General features: G+C 73.9%; 13 protein-coding genes. 7 read left to right on the top strand and 6 right to left on the bottom strand.

Going from position 1 to position 16,235, the window contains the following annotated elements; translation table 11 throughout:
- Positions 1-4: 4 nt before the first annotated feature.
- Both ACFYMP_RS19315 and ACFYMP_RS19310 read left to right on the top strand, forming a co-directional pair.
- Positions 5-364 carry a YciI family protein gene (locus ACFYMP_RS19315; protein ID WP_388858654.1) on the top strand — a complete coding sequence of 120 codons (360 nt, stop codon included), beginning with the start codon at positions 5-7 and terminating at the stop codon, positions 362-364.
- Between the two features lie 4 nt (positions 365-368).
- Positions 369-1,595: an RNA polymerase sigma factor gene (locus ACFYMP_RS19310; protein ID WP_388858652.1), complete on the top strand. Its 1,227-nt coding sequence runs from the start codon at positions 369-371 to the stop codon at positions 1,593-1,595.
- A gap of 117 nt (positions 1,596-1,712) precedes the next feature.
- Here ACFYMP_RS19310 and ACFYMP_RS19305 read toward each other — a convergent pair whose 3' ends face one another.
- From ACFYMP_RS19305 to ACFYMP_RS19295, 3 genes are all read right to left on the bottom strand, one after another.
- Positions 1,713-2,186: an SgcJ/EcaC family oxidoreductase gene (locus ACFYMP_RS19305; protein ID WP_388858649.1), complete on the bottom strand. Its 474-nt coding sequence runs from the start codon at positions 2,184-2,186 to the stop codon at positions 1,713-1,715.
- 16 nt (positions 2,187-2,202) lie between these two features.
- On the bottom strand, positions 2,203-3,384 hold the full coding sequence (locus ACFYMP_RS19300) for an acyl-CoA dehydrogenase family protein (protein WP_388858646.1): 1,182 nt from the start codon (positions 3,382-3,384) through the stop codon (positions 2,203-2,205).
- Between the two features lie 65 nt (positions 3,385-3,449).
- Positions 3,450-4,628, bottom strand: a complete 1,179-nt coding sequence (locus ACFYMP_RS19295; protein WP_388858644.1) for an epoxide hydrolase family protein — start codon at positions 4,626-4,628, stop codon at positions 3,450-3,452.
- Between the two features lie 807 nt (positions 4,629-5,435).
- Here ACFYMP_RS19295 and ACFYMP_RS19290 point away from each other — a divergent pair.
- Both ACFYMP_RS19290 and ACFYMP_RS19285 read left to right on the top strand, forming a co-directional pair.
- Positions 5,436-6,686 (top strand): glycosyltransferase, encoded by a 1,251-nt coding sequence (locus ACFYMP_RS19290; RefSeq protein ID WP_388858641.1) that lies wholly within the window; start codon positions 5,436-5,438, stop codon positions 6,684-6,686.
- An 8-nt stretch (positions 6,687-6,694) separates the two neighbouring features.
- Positions 6,695-7,945 carry an MFS transporter gene (locus ACFYMP_RS19285; protein ID WP_388858638.1) on the top strand — a complete coding sequence of 417 codons (1,251 nt, stop codon included), beginning with the start codon at positions 6,695-6,697 and terminating at the stop codon, positions 7,943-7,945.
- Positions 7,946-8,301: 356 nt separating this feature from the next.
- On the opposite strand, the gene ACFYMP_RS19280 is transcribed toward ACFYMP_RS19285, so the two are convergent.
- On the bottom strand, positions 8,302-9,057 hold the full coding sequence (locus ACFYMP_RS19280) for a helix-turn-helix domain-containing protein (RefSeq protein WP_388858635.1): 756 nt from the start codon (positions 9,055-9,057) through the stop codon (positions 8,302-8,304).
- Positions 9,058-10,383: 1,326 nt separating this feature from the next.
- Positions 10,384-11,193, bottom strand: a complete 810-nt coding sequence (locus tag ACFYMP_RS19275) for a TIGR03084 family metal-binding protein (protein WP_388858632.1) — start codon at positions 11,191-11,193, stop codon at positions 10,384-10,386.
- Positions 11,194-11,460: 267 nt separating this feature from the next.
- Here ACFYMP_RS19275 and ACFYMP_RS19270 point away from each other — a divergent pair, with 267 nt between their 5' ends.
- The 3 genes from ACFYMP_RS19270 to ACFYMP_RS19260 are packed head-to-tail and all read left to right on the top strand — an operon-like array spanning position 11,461 to position 14,809.
- The gene (locus ACFYMP_RS19270; RefSeq protein ID WP_388858629.1) at positions 11,461-12,066 is read left to right on the top strand and encodes a DUF5987 family protein; all 606 of its coding nucleotides are present in this window, start codon (positions 11,461-11,463) and stop codon (positions 12,064-12,066) included.
- Positions 12,063-13,715 carry an FAD-dependent oxidoreductase gene (locus ACFYMP_RS19265; RefSeq protein WP_388858626.1) on the top strand — a complete coding sequence of 551 codons (1,653 nt, stop codon included), beginning with the start codon at positions 12,063-12,065 and terminating at the stop codon, positions 13,713-13,715. Before ACFYMP_RS19270 ends, ACFYMP_RS19265 begins: the two co-directional genes overlap by 4 nt.
- Before the next feature lie 5 nt (positions 13,716-13,720).
- Positions 13,721-14,809, top strand: a complete 1,089-nt coding sequence (locus tag ACFYMP_RS19260; protein WP_388858623.1) for a carboxymuconolactone decarboxylase family protein — start codon at positions 13,721-13,723, stop codon at positions 14,807-14,809.
- A 177-nt stretch (positions 14,810-14,986) separates the two neighbouring features.
- Here the strand turns inward: ACFYMP_RS19260 and ACFYMP_RS19255 are convergent, their stop codons facing one another.
- Complete coding sequence (locus ACFYMP_RS19255) at positions 14,987-16,222, bottom strand: glycosyltransferase (RefSeq protein ID WP_388858620.1); 1,236 nt, start codon at positions 16,220-16,222, stop codon at positions 14,987-14,989.
- Positions 16,223-16,235: the final 13 nt, after the last annotated feature.

Genomic DNA, 16,235 nt, shown 5'->3' with positions numbered 1-16,235 from the left:
CGTCATGGCGCACTACCTGCTGCTGATCCACGACAACGAGGCGGACGGGGAGGCGGCGGACGAGAGGGCCGTCCGCGCCAGGGACGCGGCGCACGACCGCTGGCGCGAGGAGCACCGGGACGTCCTGCGGTACACCGCCCACCTGCGACCGACCTCGGCCTCGACGACGGTGCGCGAGGACGGCCTCGGCGGCCATCTGGTGACCGACGGGCCGTACGCGGAGACCAAGGAGGCGCTGGGCGGCTTCTACGTCATCGACGTGCCGGACCTCGACGCGGCGCTCGCGGCGGCCCGGCGGCTGCCCTACTTCGGCGCCGTGGGCGATGCCGCCGTCGAGGTGCGCCCCCTGTACCACGCGGGTTAGCCCGGTGGACGTCGCGGAGGCCGTCGCGCGGGCGCACCGCCAGGAGTGGGCCTTCGTGCTGGCCTCGACCGTGCGGGTGTGCCGGGACCTCGACCTGGCCGAGGAGTGCGTCCAGGACGCGTACGCCAAGGCCCTGGTCAGCTGGGAGCGGACCGGGGTGCCCGAGCGGCCCGCCGCCTGGCTCACCACCACGGCCAGGAACCGGGCGGTGGACCTGCTGCGGCGCGCCGCGCTGGAGCGCCGGACCCTGCCGCTGCTCGCCGGTGACGAGGGCGTCGTGGCCGGTCCCGGCGAGGACGCCGGCCTCACCGACGAGCGGTTGCGCCTGGTCTTCACCTGCTGTCATCCGGCCCTGGACCCGCGGGCGCAGGTCGCGCTGACCCTGCGGCTCGTGTGCGGACTGACGACCGCGCAGGTGGCCCGCGCCTTCCTGGTCAGCGAGACGACCATGGCGGCCCGCATCACCCGGGCGAAGAAGAAGATCGCCGCGGCGCGCATCCCGTACCGCGTCCCCGCGCCCGAGGACCTGCCGGAGCGGACCGAGGCGGTGCTCACCGTGGTCGACCTCCTGTTCGCCACCGGGCACACCGCGCCGAGCGGCCCCGATCTCGTGCTGACCGGTCTGGTCGAGCACGCCGCGGCACTCGCCCGGATGCTGCGGCTGCTGCTTCCCGGGGACGCCGAGGTGGCCGGGCTGCTCGCGCTGATCCTGCTCACCGACGCCCGCCGCGCGGCCCGGCTCGACGCGGCGGGCCGCCCCGTGCTCCTCGCCGACCAGGACCGCGGCCGCTGGAACCACGCGCTGATCGCCGAGGGGCTGGTCCTGGTGCGTGCGGCGCTGCGCGGCGGTCCGCCCGGCCCCTTCGCGCTGCGTGCCGCGATCGCCGCCGTGCACGCCGAGGCGCCCTCGTGGGAGAGCACCGACTGGCCCGAGATCGTCGGGCTCTACGACCTGTTGCTGTCCCGCCGGCCGACGCCGGTCGCGGCGCTCAACCGGGCGGTGGCGGTGGGTTTCGCGTACGGGCCCGAGGCGGGGCTGTCCGCGCTGGACGAGCTGGCGGACGAGCCGGCCCTGGCCACGTACCCCTACCTCCCCGTGGCCAGGGCCGACCTGTCGCGCCGCCTCGGCCGGGCGGAACAGGCGCGCCTCGCGTACGAGGAGGCGCTGCTCTTCACGGAGAACGACGTGGAGCGGGGCTTCCTGCGGGAGCGGATCGCGGAGCTGGGCTGACGGGGACGCGCGGGCCCCTCGTCAGCCCAGCTCCGCGCGTCCCCCGCCCCGCCCCCCGCGCCGGGGCGCCCCCTCGCCGCGCCCCGGACGGGACCTCCGCGCCGCCTTCCGGCCGCCTCAGCCGCGCGCCGCGGGCATCGGCACCACTCCGTCCAGCGGGGTGTTCGCGTAACTGTCCACGGCCCATTCACCGTCCCGCTCCGCGAAGAACCACATGGCGCGGATCGCGTGCTCGGCCGGCACCTCGGTGGCGCCCGGCGGATAGGCGCCGCCCTCGGAGACGAGCAGCACGATCTCCTCGTTGCCGCCGAGGTAGCGCAGCTCCTTGGGCACGCCGAGCACCTCGGTGCCCTTCCACTTGCCGCGGAAGGCCGCGGCCATGTAGTCACGGATGGCAGGGCGGCCCTTGATCAGCGCGCCCGGCAGGACGACGCTGGCGTCCGCCGCGTACACCTGCGAGAACTTCTCGGCGTCCTGCTCGCGCCAGGCCTCGACGATACGCCCGACCAGCGCGCGGACCGCCCGCGCGTGCTGCGGCCGGACCGGGGCGACGGGCGCTTCGGCCGTGGTGTCCGTGCTCTTGGTGGTCATGGTTTCCCTCCGGGGATCAGACGAAGAAGGTGTTCGGTTCCAGCCCGCACAGCACTCGGCCGTACAGTTCGAGGTTGGTGCTCGGCAGGTTGAGCGCGTGCAGGGTGACGGCCTGGACGTCCCGGCGGACGCGCTGGACGAGCTGGTCGCGGCGGAGGGACGAGGCGCCGGCCGCACCGGCCACCACCTCAACCGCCTGTGAGGTCAGTTGGCACACGCGGCCGACGGCCACCCGGGCGTAGGCGCGTTCCTGGAGAGTCCACTCCTGCCCGGCCGCCGCCTTGTCGTCGACCATCGCGGCGAGCCTGCGGGCGTGGTACTCGGCCTCGTCGGTCTTCAGCGCCGCCTCGGCCACCTGGAGATGGGTGACGGGTGCGTCGAGCCGCCGCGCGTAGTCCGTGTCGCCGATCGGGCGCCCGGCACAGCGTTGCAGGAAGTCCTCCTGGGCGGCGCGGGCGAGGCCGACGAGCTTTCCGCAGGTCGCGGCGGAGAGGGCACCCACGACCGGGGCCCGGTACATCGGGGTGTCGGCGTTGAGCTTCGAGGCGTACTGCTCCTGGAGCAGCTCCGGTACGGGGAGGTAGCGCGCCTCGGGCACGAACACCCGGCGACCGGCGAGGGTGACGCTGCCGGTGCCGCGCAGACCGGCCGCGCTCCAGTCCTCGACGACCTCGAAGGCGTCGATCGGGGCGACGCCCATGATCGGGACCGCGCCGCCGTCCGGAGTGGCCAGGTGCGCCGCGAACACCGTCCAGGAGCTGTGCGCGGCACCGCTGTTGAAGGCCCAGGAGCCGTCGACCAGCACACCCCCCTCGGTGGGTACGGCCGTGGCGGTCGCGGCCAGGGTGCCGCACACGCGCACGTCCGGGTCGGCGAAGACCTCGTCCTGCACCTCGTCGGGGAACAGGCCGACGTTCCAGGACATGACCCACCAGGCCACGACGTCGAAGGCCACCGAGCCGTCCCCGCGGCCGAGTTCGGTGGACACGTCCACCAGCGTGGCCGTGTCGCACTCGTAGCCCCCGAAGCGCGCCGGCAGGCGCATGCGGAAGATCCCGGCCTCGGTCAGCGCGTCGACCACCTCGTCGGTGAGCCGGGCCTCGCGCTCGGCCCGGGGGGCGTGCTCACGCAACAGCGGCACGAGGTCACGCGCGCGCGAGGTGAGCGCGGACCGGGAGGGTACGGAGGCGCTCGGCACGCTCGTGCCTCCCCCGGTCGCCCTCGTGTCTCCCTCGGCCGCCCTCCCCCCTTCCCCGGTCGCCCTCATGCCGGTTCGGGGGCCCGGTCGCGCACCGCCGCGGCGAAGGAGCGCAGATCGGCCAGGAGAGGGCCGGGCTGCTCCATCGCGGCGAAGTGACCGCCCCGGTCGTGTTCGGACCACTGCACGATGTTCGGGAAGACACGCCGGGCGAAGCGCCGGATCGGCTGGGCCGGGTCGCTCGGGAAGACCGAGACGCCGAGCGGCACCGGCAGAGCGGGCGGCGGCGGGGGCGGGGTCGGGGCCGTGGGCAGGTGCGCCGCGTTGTCGTAGTAGAAGTGCGCGGAGGAGGCACCGCTGCGGGTCAGCCAGTAGAGCGTGGCGTTGGTGAGCAGCTGATCGCGGTCCACCGCGTCCTCCGGCCTCTTCTCCGCGTCGGACCATTCCATGAACTTCTCGACCATCCAGGCCAGTTGTCCGACCGGGGAGTCGGTCAGCCCATAGCCGAGCGTCTGCGGTCTGGTCGCCTGGATCTGCATGTAGCCCAGTCCGTCCTCGGCGAAGCGCTGCAAGCGCCCGAGCCGGCTCAGCTCGGTCCGGCTCAGCCCCGCCAGATCCGTCGGGTCCGGACTCGGCGGCGTGATGAGGAAGTTGAGGTGCAGCCCGGCCACGTGCTCGCTGTCGAGGCCGGCCTGGACGGAGCCGACCCAGGTGCCCAGGTCGGCGCCCTGGACGAGATACCTCTCGTAGCCGAGGCGGCTCATCAGCTCGGCCCAGGCACTCGCGACCCGGTGGAAGCTCCAGCCGCGGTCGGCCACCGGGCCCGAGAAACCGAAGCCGGGCAGGCTCGGGACGACCAGATGGAAGGCGGTCGCCGGATCACCTCCGTGGGCGCGGGGATCGGTGAGCGGCCCGATCAGCTCGGTGAACTCCACGAAGGAGCCGGGCCAGCCGTGCGTCATGATCATCGGCGTGGCGTCCGGTTCGGGCGAGCGCACGTGCAGGAAGTGGATCGGGGTGCCGGCGAACTCCACGCGGAACTGCGGGAAGGTGTTGAGCCGGGCCTCCGCGGCCCGCCAGTCGAACTCCTCGCGCCAGTACGTCGCGAGCTCGCGCAGGTAGTCCAGCGGCACGCCACGTTCCCAGCCCGGCGCCGGGGACGGGCCGGGCCAGCGGGTGGCGGCCAGCCGCCGGCGCAGATCCTCCAGATCTGCCTCGGGGATGTCGATACGGAAGGGTTGCATCTGCGCTCCTTGACGTGAGGGCGGGGTGAGGTCGAGGGCGACGACGGTGCGGCGAGGGGGGAGCCGCACCCGGCGGAAGGGGGGTGGGCGGGGCTCACGCTAGCGGCGTGCGCGGGGCGACGGAAGCGCCTGGCTGACCAGGGCAATCGTGAAGAAGAACTCCGGCACGGCGGAAGAAGAACGACGCTCGAAGCGGCCGTCGTGAGGCCCGGACGAGGGCGGGTCGGCTCTTCCCGCGCACGGTGGCCGAGCACCGGGGCGGCGCACGCCGGAGACCGCGCGGTCGTCCTCGGTGGCGGGGGCGCGGAGCGGTCCGCCGCCCGGTCCGTCCCTCTCCTTCGCCTCCCGCAAGGCCATCGCCCTCGACCGGGACACGCGCACCGGCCCCGCGGTCCGCCGTCCCGCCCGCGGGACCTGGCCCGGGTGACCGACGCACCGCGGCCGCCGCGGGCGCTGACGCGCGCGAAGTTCACGGACCACGCCCCGCCACGGGTGCTGACGCGCCCGGAGTTCACGGACCGGGCCCTCACCGCCCACCGCCCCCTTGGCCGGTCTTCCTCCGAGTCGCCGTCCCTCGCGGTCACCGGGCCGCCGGTCCGCCGGTCCGTTGGACGACCGGACCGCCCGACCGGAACACACCGCCCCGCCGCCCCGGCCGCCGTGTCCACCGTGCCCGGACGGCGGACTCCTTCCCGGGATTACTCGGTCGCCGTGTCGATCCGGGCCCCGCCCCCTTCGTCGTTCAGATGCCAGGCCGGGCCCGCCACGGACAGGCGGTACCACCTCACGTCGGAAGAGGACTCGACCATGTCAGTCAGCACCGCCCACCCCCGGGTGTCGGTGATCATCCCCACGTACAACCGGTCCGGCCTGGTCCGTCTGATGCTGGACCAGTTGCGGCGCCAGACCCTGCCGCTCGACGCGTTCGAGGTCGTCGTCGCCGATGACGGCTCCTCGGACGACACCGAACAGGTCGTCCGCTCGTACGCGGACCGCTTGCGCATCGCCTACCACTTCCAGGAGGACGAGGGCTTCCGGGTCTCCAAGGCGCGCAACGCCGGTGCGCGGCTGGCCTCCGCCCCCGTGCTGCTGCTGCTCGACGCGGGCGTCGTCCCCGGCCCGGACCTGCTGCGCCGCCACCTGGCCGCGCACGAGGAGCAGCCGGGGCGGGGGGTGGTCGGCTACGCCTGGGGCTACGACCCGGTCGCCGCCCCGGTCCCGGGCCTGGCCGAGGCGCTCGACCGGTTCCCGCCGGAGCAGGTGGTGGAGAAGTTCCGCGAGGACCCCCTCTTCCGCGACGCGCGGCATGAGCAGTTCGCGCTGGACGGCTTCGACCTGGAGCGCGCCCCGCTGCCCTGGCGGCTGTTCTACACGCTGAACTGCTCGGTGCGCGCCGAGGACTTCTGGGCGGTCGGCGGCTTCAACGAGGAGTACGTCCAATGGGGCACCGAGGACCAGGAGTTCGCGCTGCGCCTGGTGCGGCACGGCGTGCGGATGCACCTCGACCGCGCGGCCTGGGTCGTCGAGTGGCCGCACGAGCGGGACTTCGCCTCGCAGTGGCCGCTGTACCTGGAGAACGTCGACCTGTTTCTCCGCCAGTTCCCCGAGCCGGCCGTCGAGATGGGCCGCACGCTGGCGCACGCGGACCGGTACTGGCAGTGGCGCGAGCTGTACCTGGAGTTCGAGGACTGGTCCGCGCGAGCCCGCGGGATCGACGTGAGCGGTCAACTCGCGGACGCGGCACGGCGCTTCGGTGGCGCGGGCCGGATCGCGGTCTTCGGCTGCGGCGGCGAGCTGCCGGCCGGCCTGCCGGCGACCGCCGTACTGGACTTCGACCGCGAACTGCTGGACCGGGCGGTGGGGGGCACCGGTGACGGTCCCGCCGCCCACCACGCGATCGGCGTGACGACGCCGCTTCCCGACCAAGGCGTCGATCTGGTGCTGATCACCTCACGGCTGTCCGGGCTCTGGCCGAGCTGGGGCGAGCTGATTCTCGCGGAGGCCCGGCGGACCGGCGCCTCGGTCGAGGTCCTCGACCCGGCTCTCGGCGGGAAGTGACCTGAGCCATGGCCGTCTCCGACGAGACCGAGTCCCCCACCACCACGGCGGACACCAAGGACCCCCGGCACGCCGCCGTACGGGCCCGCTGGGCGGTCACCGCCGTGTTCTTCCTCAACGGCATGATCATTTCCGCCTGGATCGCCCGGGTGCCCTCGATCCAGGCGGATCTGCGCTGTTCGGACGGCGAACTCGGCCTGATCCTCTCGACTTTCGGCGTCGCCGCCATCGTCGCGATGCAGTTCGTCGGGGCGCTGGTCGGCCGGCTGGGCAGCGCTCTGGTCATCCGGACCACCCTGCTGATCGCGCCGCTGCTGCTGGCCTGCGTGGGCCTGTCCCACAACGCCGCCGCCCTCGCCGTCTCGCTGCTCCTGCTCGGCGCCTCGCACGGCACGATCGACGTGGCGATGAGCGCGCACGCGGTGGCGGTGGAGCGCACGCTCAAGCGGCCGGTCATGAACGGCTGCCACGCGGCCTGGGGGATCAGCGCGGTGCTCTCCTCGCTGATCGGCGCCGGTTCCACCCGTGCCGGTATCTCCCCCGGCACGCAGTTCGCGGTGATGGGCGCGGTGCTGCTGCTCGCGGCCGTCCCGGCGACCGCCCGGCTGCTGCCCTCGGCGACGGACCGCGGCCCGGCCCCGAGGACGCCGGAGGCCGGGCAGACGAAGACGAACCGGCGCGCCGGCTGGCGCGGCCCCGTGCTGGTCTTCGGCGCGCTCGGCGGCATCCTGATGGTCTGCGAGGGCGCGGTCAACAACTGGAGCGGGATCTTCCTGCACCACGAACGGGGCTCCACCCTCGCGGCGGCCTCCCTGGGGTACACCGCGTACGTCGCCTGCCAGTCCGCGGGGCGGCTCGTGGGTGACCGGCTCAACCGCCGGTACCCGGCCGTCACGCTGTTCCGTACCAGCGCGGTCATCGGGGTGCTCGGCCTGGCGGTGGCGGTCCTCGTCCCGTCCGGGACCGCGGCGGTCATCGGGTTCGGCGTCCTCGGGATCGGCACCGCGCTGCCCCTGCCCATGCTCTTCAGCGCGGCCGGCCACGCCGGGGGCGACGGACCGGGGGCGGCGGCCTTCGTGTCCCGCTTCACCACGTTCACGTACGGCGGTGTGCTGCTCGGTCCCCCGCTGGTGGGCTGGTGCGCCGAGTTGACCGGGCTGGGCTGGACGCTGACGGTACTGATCCCGCTGATGGCCGTCGTCGCCTTCAAGGCGCGGATCGTGGCCGTCGCCGACGAGGGCCGAGCGGACACCGCGTGACGCCGGACGAGAGCGGTGGCCCCGGCCCGGAGGTCACGGCGGACACCCCGGACGAGCCGGCCGGTGCGGAACGAGGACGCACCGACCGCACCGACCGCACCGACCGCACGGTGCCGGTCGAGCGGGGACCCGGCCGGCCCCGGGCCGGCCGGGTCGCCCTGTCCGGGGTGGCACCGCTCGCCTGCGGCGGCGAGTCCGGGGAGCGGGCCGGGGTCGCGGGGCACGGCCACGACCCCGGCGCCCGCGTCGAGGAGGTCCTCGGCGCCACCGCGGCCCAGGCCCCGGCCCCCGCCGGCCACCAGGGCGCCCTTCCCGGTCAGTTGGTTCATTCCGTTCCCTCCCTCCTGAGCGGACGGTCAGTAGGCGCCGGCCATCAGGCCGTGGTCGCGGCAGTCGAGCTCCGGCAGCGCGAAGAGCACGGGGAGGTCGAAGAGGCTGCTGGGACGCAGGGTGATGTCCAGTTCGATGTCCCGCCCGGACTGCACGGTGACCACGGGACAGGTGCCGATCAGCATGCGGCGCTGCGCGCTGTACTCGGGGGCCGATCCGTCCAGCCCGGCCGCCCGGATGTGCCAGGAACCCTCCGGCAGGCCGTGCAGTTGGAAGCCCGGCTGTCCGGGCCCGAGGATGTCCCAGGAGACCGGCCTCCCCTCGGGGATCGGACCGCCGAACGCACCGACGTACACGTTGCGCAGCGGGACGACCCCGGAGCGGTTCACGGTGCCGACCACGTTGCCGCGCCTCGGGTCGAGCTGGGGCGGCCCCGGCAGTGGCGAGGGGCCGACACCGGTCAGCCGCGCCTGGTCGCGGTAGCGCGTCGGCGAGAGTCCGACACTGCGGGTGAACCGGGAGGTGAAGGTGCCCGGACTGTTGTACCCCACCTGATAGGAGATCTCCGTGACGCTCAGCGCGCTGTTCCTCAGCAGCCCCTTGGCCTGGTGCAGCCGGATCGCGGAGAGGAACCGGCCCGGGGAGGTACCGGTCACCTGCCGGAAGACACGGGAGAAATAGAATCTGCTGAGGATCGCCGCGTCGGCGAGGTCGGACAGCGAGACCGGCTCGCTGTAGTGGTTCCACATCGTCTCGATCGCACGGTGCACAGCGTCTTGCACGAGGCCTCCAGTGAGAGTGTCGGCGTGAGCGGATCAGGACGCGGACTTACGACTGCGGGCGCCGGGACCAGCGGGGCCACGGACGTGGACGCCGTGGCGGCCATCGGGTCAGCTCGGCAGCTCAGCGCGCTGCGCGGACCGCGGGCGCAGTACCTCGAAACGGTTCTCGGAGCTCTGATCCAACGCGGCCGTGGAGGCACTCGGCGGCGGCTCGGTTCTCCCTGGAGCAGTGGCGCGCCCCGGGGCCGGGTCACCCTCGGGCGGGGACTGACGAGAAGTGGTGGAGTACGGCGCGTGTCCGGCCGCCGGGAGCCGCCGGAAGAGCCGAGAGGCCGGGACCGGCCGGTGAAGGCAGAACGGCCGGGGCACACGGGACGGGCGGGAAACCAGGGACGGCCGGAGAGCACGGGACGGGCAGGACGGCCGGAAAGCACGAGACGGGCGGGGCGGGCGGGAAACACGGCTCGCGCGGAGTGTCCGGCGCCGGACCCGGAGGCCGGCTCTCGGTGGCTCCGCCTCCAACTGATCTGATCCGGACACGCCTTCGCCCATCACGTGGGTGTTGGTCCTCCGGCTCCCCGGCGGGGGAACCGCTCCCACCGCATCCCCCTCCAGCCCCGGCCGTACGCCTCCCGCCGTCCCCGGCGCGGGACGGGCCGCGCCGGACACCGGACGAGGTCCCCGGCCCCCCGCGCCCGGTGGGGACGCCCGACGGCGCCCGGCGGGGGCCGCTTCGGTCAGCCTCGCCGACGGTCTGCGGATTCGCTCGCCAAGCGTCATCGCGCTCTCCTCACATGTCGCAACGGGACACCCAACAGGACCTCGCGGACAGCGGGAACAAGCCGCGAGTAACGACGACTTCGAGGCGGCCCCTCCCGGCTCGCCCGAGCCGGCCCGCCGTCCGGCACGGCCAGTCGCCTCGATCCGTCGGCCGCCGTGGACTCCGGGACCACGCTGCCCCGGCCCGACGCGCCACCCCGAATTTGCGCCACGTAGAGCGCCGTTACTTCTCCGTAATTGCCCAGCTGATCAATCCGATGGGACTGCACACGGAATGCGCGGAATATGCCACGTCGATGTTTGACCCAAGAATTGCTATCTCTTTGCCGAAGGGGAGAATAGATTCCCGGAACCGGGCGCGAGCGGCCTTCGCGCGTGCGTGATCCTTTCCGTCGCGGCCCGCGCGCCCGCTTCCGGGCACGACGAGGCCCGCCGGGACAAGACACATCTCGGCCGCCGCAGCCCCGCGGGAGCGAGGGGCTTCCCGGCCCGGCGGGGCCTCCCCGCGCGCGCCGGCCGCTCGGCCCGCGCGCTCCCGGGTGCCGGTCAGTCCTGCCGGACCGGAGCGAACTGGCCCGGCTTCCGCCCGGCGCCGGCCGGCCCCCGGTAGGCCTGTGCGATACCCAGCCACTGCTCGGCCCGCGCCCCCTCGGTCCGTACCGCGAGGTCCGCGGGGTGACGGCGCCGGGAGACCAGCAGGGCGAAGTCGACGGCCGGGCCGGTGACCCGGTCGACGGCGTCCCGCGGCCCGAACTCCCAGACCCTCGCGCCGGAAGGGGCGGTCAGCTCGAAGCGGAATTCCTCGTCCGGCGGGACCAGCCCGTGCGCCTGGTAGCCGAAGTCCCGCGTGTGGACGCCGAACCAGGCCAGATGCCCGACCCGGTCGGTGTACTCCCGGCGCACGCCGAGCGCGTCCGCGATGTCCTGTCCGTGCGCGAAGATCTCCATCAGTCCGGCTGCGGCCAGCACCGACGGCGGCAGCGGGTTGACCAGCCAGGGCACCGTGCTCTGCTGGTCGGCGGCCGCGAGCCCGGCCGCCGAGTCGGCCAGCTCCTCGCGCCAGCGTGCGCGCGCCGCCTGCGGTCCCCCGGCGAGGAAGTCGCCGAGCGCCGCGTCCACCGCCGCCTGGAAGCCGTCCCCGGCCCGCGCCGCGTACCCCGCGAAGCGCTGCGGGTCGCGCGCGGAGGTGGCGGCGAGGTGGCACACGAAGGCGAGATGGGCGACCTGCTGCGCCACCGTCCAGCCCGGGGCCGGGGTGGGCGACTGCCACCGCCGTTCGTCCAGACCGTCGAGCAGCGCGTCGATCTCCTCGCCCTCGGCCAGGAGATCCGCGTATATGTCAGAGGATTTCGTCACGAGTGGTCCTTCCCGGGAAAACCGGTTGTTTCGGGGGCTGTCGGCGATGCCGCAACGAGTCTGCTGGCGCACCGCACGCATGTCTTCTCGGCCGTTGCCCGGTGCCGGCTGCCCTGTCGAAGCGGCCCACGGGAACCGGAGCCCAACCGGCAATCCCGAAGATGCGCGTCCCCCGCCGGGACCGAAGAATCGTCCCCGCGACAGAAAAGGCAAGCGCACTGACACCGACCGCCAGACGGCTTTCGCCGCGTGCCGAGGGAGTCCGCCATGTCAGACCCGGAGGACCGGGAAGACCGGGAAGACCAGAAAGACCGGGAGACCCCGGAAAGCCGGGAGTGGAGAACCGCGGTTCTCGAAGCCTTCGCGGACACGATCGTCCCCGGCGAGAAACGCCACCCCGGCGACCGCGCGGTCGCCGGGGTGAGCGCGGACGGGGGCGCGGTGGCCTCGGGCGCGATCGACGTCCTCGAAACCCCCGAGGGCGGTATGGCCCCGGCCCTCGACGACCTGGCCCGCGCGCTCGACGGCCATGCCGTCCGCTTCCGCGCCGAACACGGGCTGCCCCCCGAGGACCGGGAGCCGTTCGTCGGGCTGGACTACGCGGACCGGCTGACGCTCGTGGGCGAACTGCTCGCCCCCGGCCACCCGGAGCGCGTGATGTGGGCGGGCCTCGCGATGTTCAGCTTCATGGCCTTCGACACGGGCGCGCACCTGCACACCACCGAGGCCATCGCGTCCGGGCACCCGGGCCTCAGGATTCTCGGTTTCGCGCCCCCCGGCGAGGACGGGCTGTGGCGCTTCCCCGCCTTCTCCTACGGCCGTCGACTGGCCGACCTCCACCCCGACACCGACCGCTCCGGGAGCCCCGCGTGAACGCCACCGAGAACACGGACGTGCTGATCGTCGGCAGCGGCTTCGGCGGCGCGATCACCGCCTACCATCTCGCCGCGGGCGGTGCGCGGGTGACCGTACTGGAGCGCGGACCCTGGCTGAACAGCGAGGAGTTCGACCACGACTTCAAGTTCGGCTCCTCGACCACCCGCGTCTTCGACTTCGTGGTGGGCGACGGGATGAGCGTGCTCGGCGGCAACTGCGTGGGCGGCGGCAGCGTCGTCTACTTCGCCACCATGCCCCGCGCCCCGCGCTTCGTCTTCGAGCGGCACGGCTCCGTCGGGCGGCGGATGTGGCCGGCCGCCATCAACCGCGACGTCCTCGAACCCTGGTACGACCGGGTCGCCGAGGCGCTGCCGGTCAAACCCACCTCCTGGGACGAAGTCCCTTACATCGGAGGGGTGTTCGCCGCCGCCTGCCGGGCCGCCGGGCACACCGCGAACCCGTCCCCGTCCGCCGTGGACACCAGCCTGTGCACCAACTGCAACTGGATGATGTCCGGTTGCCGCTTCGACGCCAAGCGCTCCCTGCTGCTCAACTACCTTCCCGCCGCCCTCTCCCACGGAGCCGAGATCAGGCCCCTGCACGAGGTGCAGAAGATCAGCCGGCTGGACGACGGCGGCTACCGGGTGCACTACACCACCGTCGACGAGGTCGACTACCGGCAGCACACCGGCAGGGGCACCATCGACGCGAAGATCGTGATTCTCGCCGCCGGCAGCGCGGCCACCCCCGTCATCCTCCAGCGCTCCGAGGACGGACTCGGCCCGATGCCGCACGCGGTCGGCCGCTACTTCTCCGGCAACGGCGAACGGCTGAACACCGCGGTCCTGGACGACGACAAGGTACGAGAACTGCTCGGGCTCTCGCGTGACGAGGCCGAGGCGTACGGCGCCTACCAGATCGGCCGCGGGCCGGTCGTCGCCTCGTGGGACCGTCTCGACGCCGGCCTGCCCGAGTACGAGCGCTTCTCGCTGGAGCAGCTGTACTTCCCGCCCGGCTTCGGCACCATCCTGGCGCAGGTCCCGGACGCGACGGGCCCGGCCTGGTACGGGCCGCAGAAGAAGGAGATGCTGCGCCACTGGCGCTCCTGGCTCACGGTCTTCACCATGTCGGAGGACGACAACGAGGGCGTGTTCGGGCCGCCGCCGCCCACCGGCAACTCCGAGCGGCTCTCCCAGCAGCTCCTGGGCTTCGGCCCGCTGCGCTACCGCCCCACCGCGAACACCCGCCGGGGCTGGGAGGTCTCGGACGCGGCCGTGCGGCAGATACTCGAACACGACGGCCTCTCCCGGGTGATGCCGTGGACCAACGACGTGGTCGGCGCGTACACCGTGCACCCGCTCGCCTCGTGCCGCGTCGGCGACGACCCGGCGACCTCGGCGCTCGACGACCGGCACGAACTGCGCGGCCACCCCGGCGTCTTCGTCACCGACGGCTCGGCGGTGCCCGGCGCGCTGACGGTGAACCCGGCCCTCACCATCGCGGCGCTCGCCGAACGCGCGGTGCCCGGCATCGTGCGCGCGCTGCGCGAACGCGGCGTCGAGGTCGGCTACGGCGCGCCCGCCCCCGACGGGGCGGGCGCGGCCCGGCGGGGCACCGCGGCGGCCGCCCGCGCGGTCCTGGGGTGAGGGGCGTGACCCGGCTCTCCGCACGCGCCCTGCGCGGACTCGCGCTCGCCCAGATCCGCCACGTCACCCCCGTGCGGCCGGGCGAGGCGAAGGGCCTCACCGCCCAGGTGTACGGCAGCGCCGAGCGGGAGTTCGGCGTACTGGTGCCCCCGGTGGCGCTGCACTCCCCCGCCCCCGAGACGCTGGCCGCGGCCTGGCTGATGCTGCGGGAGACGCTGCTGGCCCCGGGCCTGGTCGACCGGGCGGTACGGGAGGCGGTGGCCGCGGCCGTCTCGGTGGCGAACTCCTGCCCGTACTGCGTCTCGGTGCACAGCGCCACCCTGCACGGCCTGGCCGGCGGCCGGGACGCCCGGACCATCGCCGCCGGACAGCTCGCGGAGGTGACCGAGCCCCGGCTGCGCGCGGCCGCGACCTGGGCGACGGCCTGCGCCCGGCGACCGCGGCCGAACGAGGTCCCGCACGTCCCGTTCACCCGTGAACAGGCCCCCGAGTACGCCGGTGTCGCCGTCGTCTTCCACTACCTCAACAGGATGGTCAACACCTTCCTGGAAGACGCCCCGATGCCCCCGGGCGCCCCACGCGCCGGGCTGCCCGTGGTCGAGCGCGTCCTCAGCGCCGTGATCCGCGCGACCGGCCGCGGGATCGCCCCGCCCGGAGCCGCACTGGACCTCCTGCCGGCGGCCCCGGTACCGGACGACCTCGCCTGGGCACAGCCGAACCCGGCGATCACCCAGGCCTTCGCCCGAGCCGGCGCCGCCGTGGACCGCGCGGCCCGCCACACCGTGCCCCCGGCCGTCCGGGAACTCCTCACCACGGAGATCACGGCCTGGGACGGCCGCCCACGCGGCCTCAGCCGCGCCTGGGTTGAACCCCCACTCGCCGCGCTGCCCCCGGCCGACCGCCCGGCGGGCCGCCTGGCGCTCCTCGTCGCCTTCGCCTCCCACCAGATCGACCCCGGCGTCGTCGAGCCCTACCGGAAGACCCACCCCACCGACGCCGCTCTGGTGACCCTGGCCTCCTGGGCGGCGCTCACCGCGGCCCGCCGCGCCGGCTCCTGGCTCGCGGTGGCTCCCGGGGACGCACCGCCGGCCTGACGCGAAGCCCGCCCCGACGGTTCGGGGCGGGCTTCGCGTACGGCTCGGCACTCCCGCGGGCACCCGGGCACCGCGCCGGCGGGGCCGTCGCCCGCACTGGACCCCGCCACCACGCCGGGCCCGTGCCCCGGCGGGGGCACGGGTCCGGGCCGACGACCTGCCGCCCCGTGCCGGCCTTCAGGCCGCCCCCGCGTCGACCACTCGGCGGCCGATCCGGTGCGCCTCCGCGAGCAGGTCGTCGTTCCAGCGGTGCCGTAGCCCGGACAGCCGCGAGGTGATCACCACGAGGTCCGCGCTCCCGTCGGGCAGCGGGGTCTCCAGGCCGATCGCGTGATGACCCACGTGGGCACCGCCGTCCAGTGCGCTGTCCAGTAGCGCACGGTCGAACTCCAGCAGCGTCGCGGGCGGCAGGGACGCGGGAGTCACGCCGCCCGCTCCCATCACCACCACCCGGTCGTCGGGGCCCGCGTGGGCGCGCAGCGCCCGGTCGATCTCGTCGGACACATCCAGCGCGTGGGCCCGCCTGGTCCAGTCCAGCAGCTCGCCGTAGCACTCCTCCCACGGGAACAGGAGGTACTTGGCCACCAGCCGCACCCCGATCTCGATCTGGGGCTCGCGGTGCTTGGCGAGGAAGTGCCTCATGTTCTTGAGGAAGCCCGGTTCCAGGACGTCCCAGTCGTGTTCCACGGGCGACTCGATGACCCACGCCTCGCGGTCGAGGTGGAATTCCACCCCGTTCCGATAGAGGCGGTAGGCGAATTCCAGGTCCTCGGCGCCCCAGCCGACGAATGTCTCGTCGAAGCCTCCGACAGCCCGGAAATCGGCCGCCGAGACCGAGCAGTTGATCGTGAAGGACAAGTTCCAGGGCACGTGCCGGCGCATCAGGTCGAAGCCGCAGTCGACCAGCGACTCATGACGCAGGTCGAGGAAGGCGGGGTTGCCGGCGTACCGTTCGACCGTCTCCTCGGGCGTGCACTGTTCCAGTACCCCGGCGAGCTCCAGCAACGGCTCGTCCGGGTTGTACCCGTAGGCGTAGCCCAGCGACATCCGGCGGGGGGCGGGCCCACTGTGCGCGCGGAGGTGCTGTTCGAGAAAGCCGGGCGCCGCCATCGCGCCGGTGTCCAGGAAGACCAGCAGCGGTGCGCGGCACATGCGGGCGCCGGCGTTGCGCGCGGCGCCGGCCCGGAAACCCCGGTCCTCCTGGAAGTGGTAGCCGATCCGCAGCACGTCGCCGAACTCCTCGACCACGGCCTTGGTGTCGTCGGTCGAACCGTCGTCGGCCACCACCACCTCGAACCGCTCCGGCGGCAGGGTCTGCCGGGCGAGGTGGGACAGTGTCCTGCGCAGCAGCCGGCTCCGGTTGTACGTCGGGATGACCACGGCGATGCGCGGGTCCCCGTCATGACCGGTCATCGGACCTCCAGGT

This window comes from Streptomyces sp. NPDC007088, assembly GCF_042869355.1.
Lineage (GTDB): Bacteria > Actinomycetota > Actinomycetes > Streptomycetales > Streptomycetaceae > Streptomyces.
This window is presented reverse-complemented; position numbering and strand designations above follow the sequence as displayed.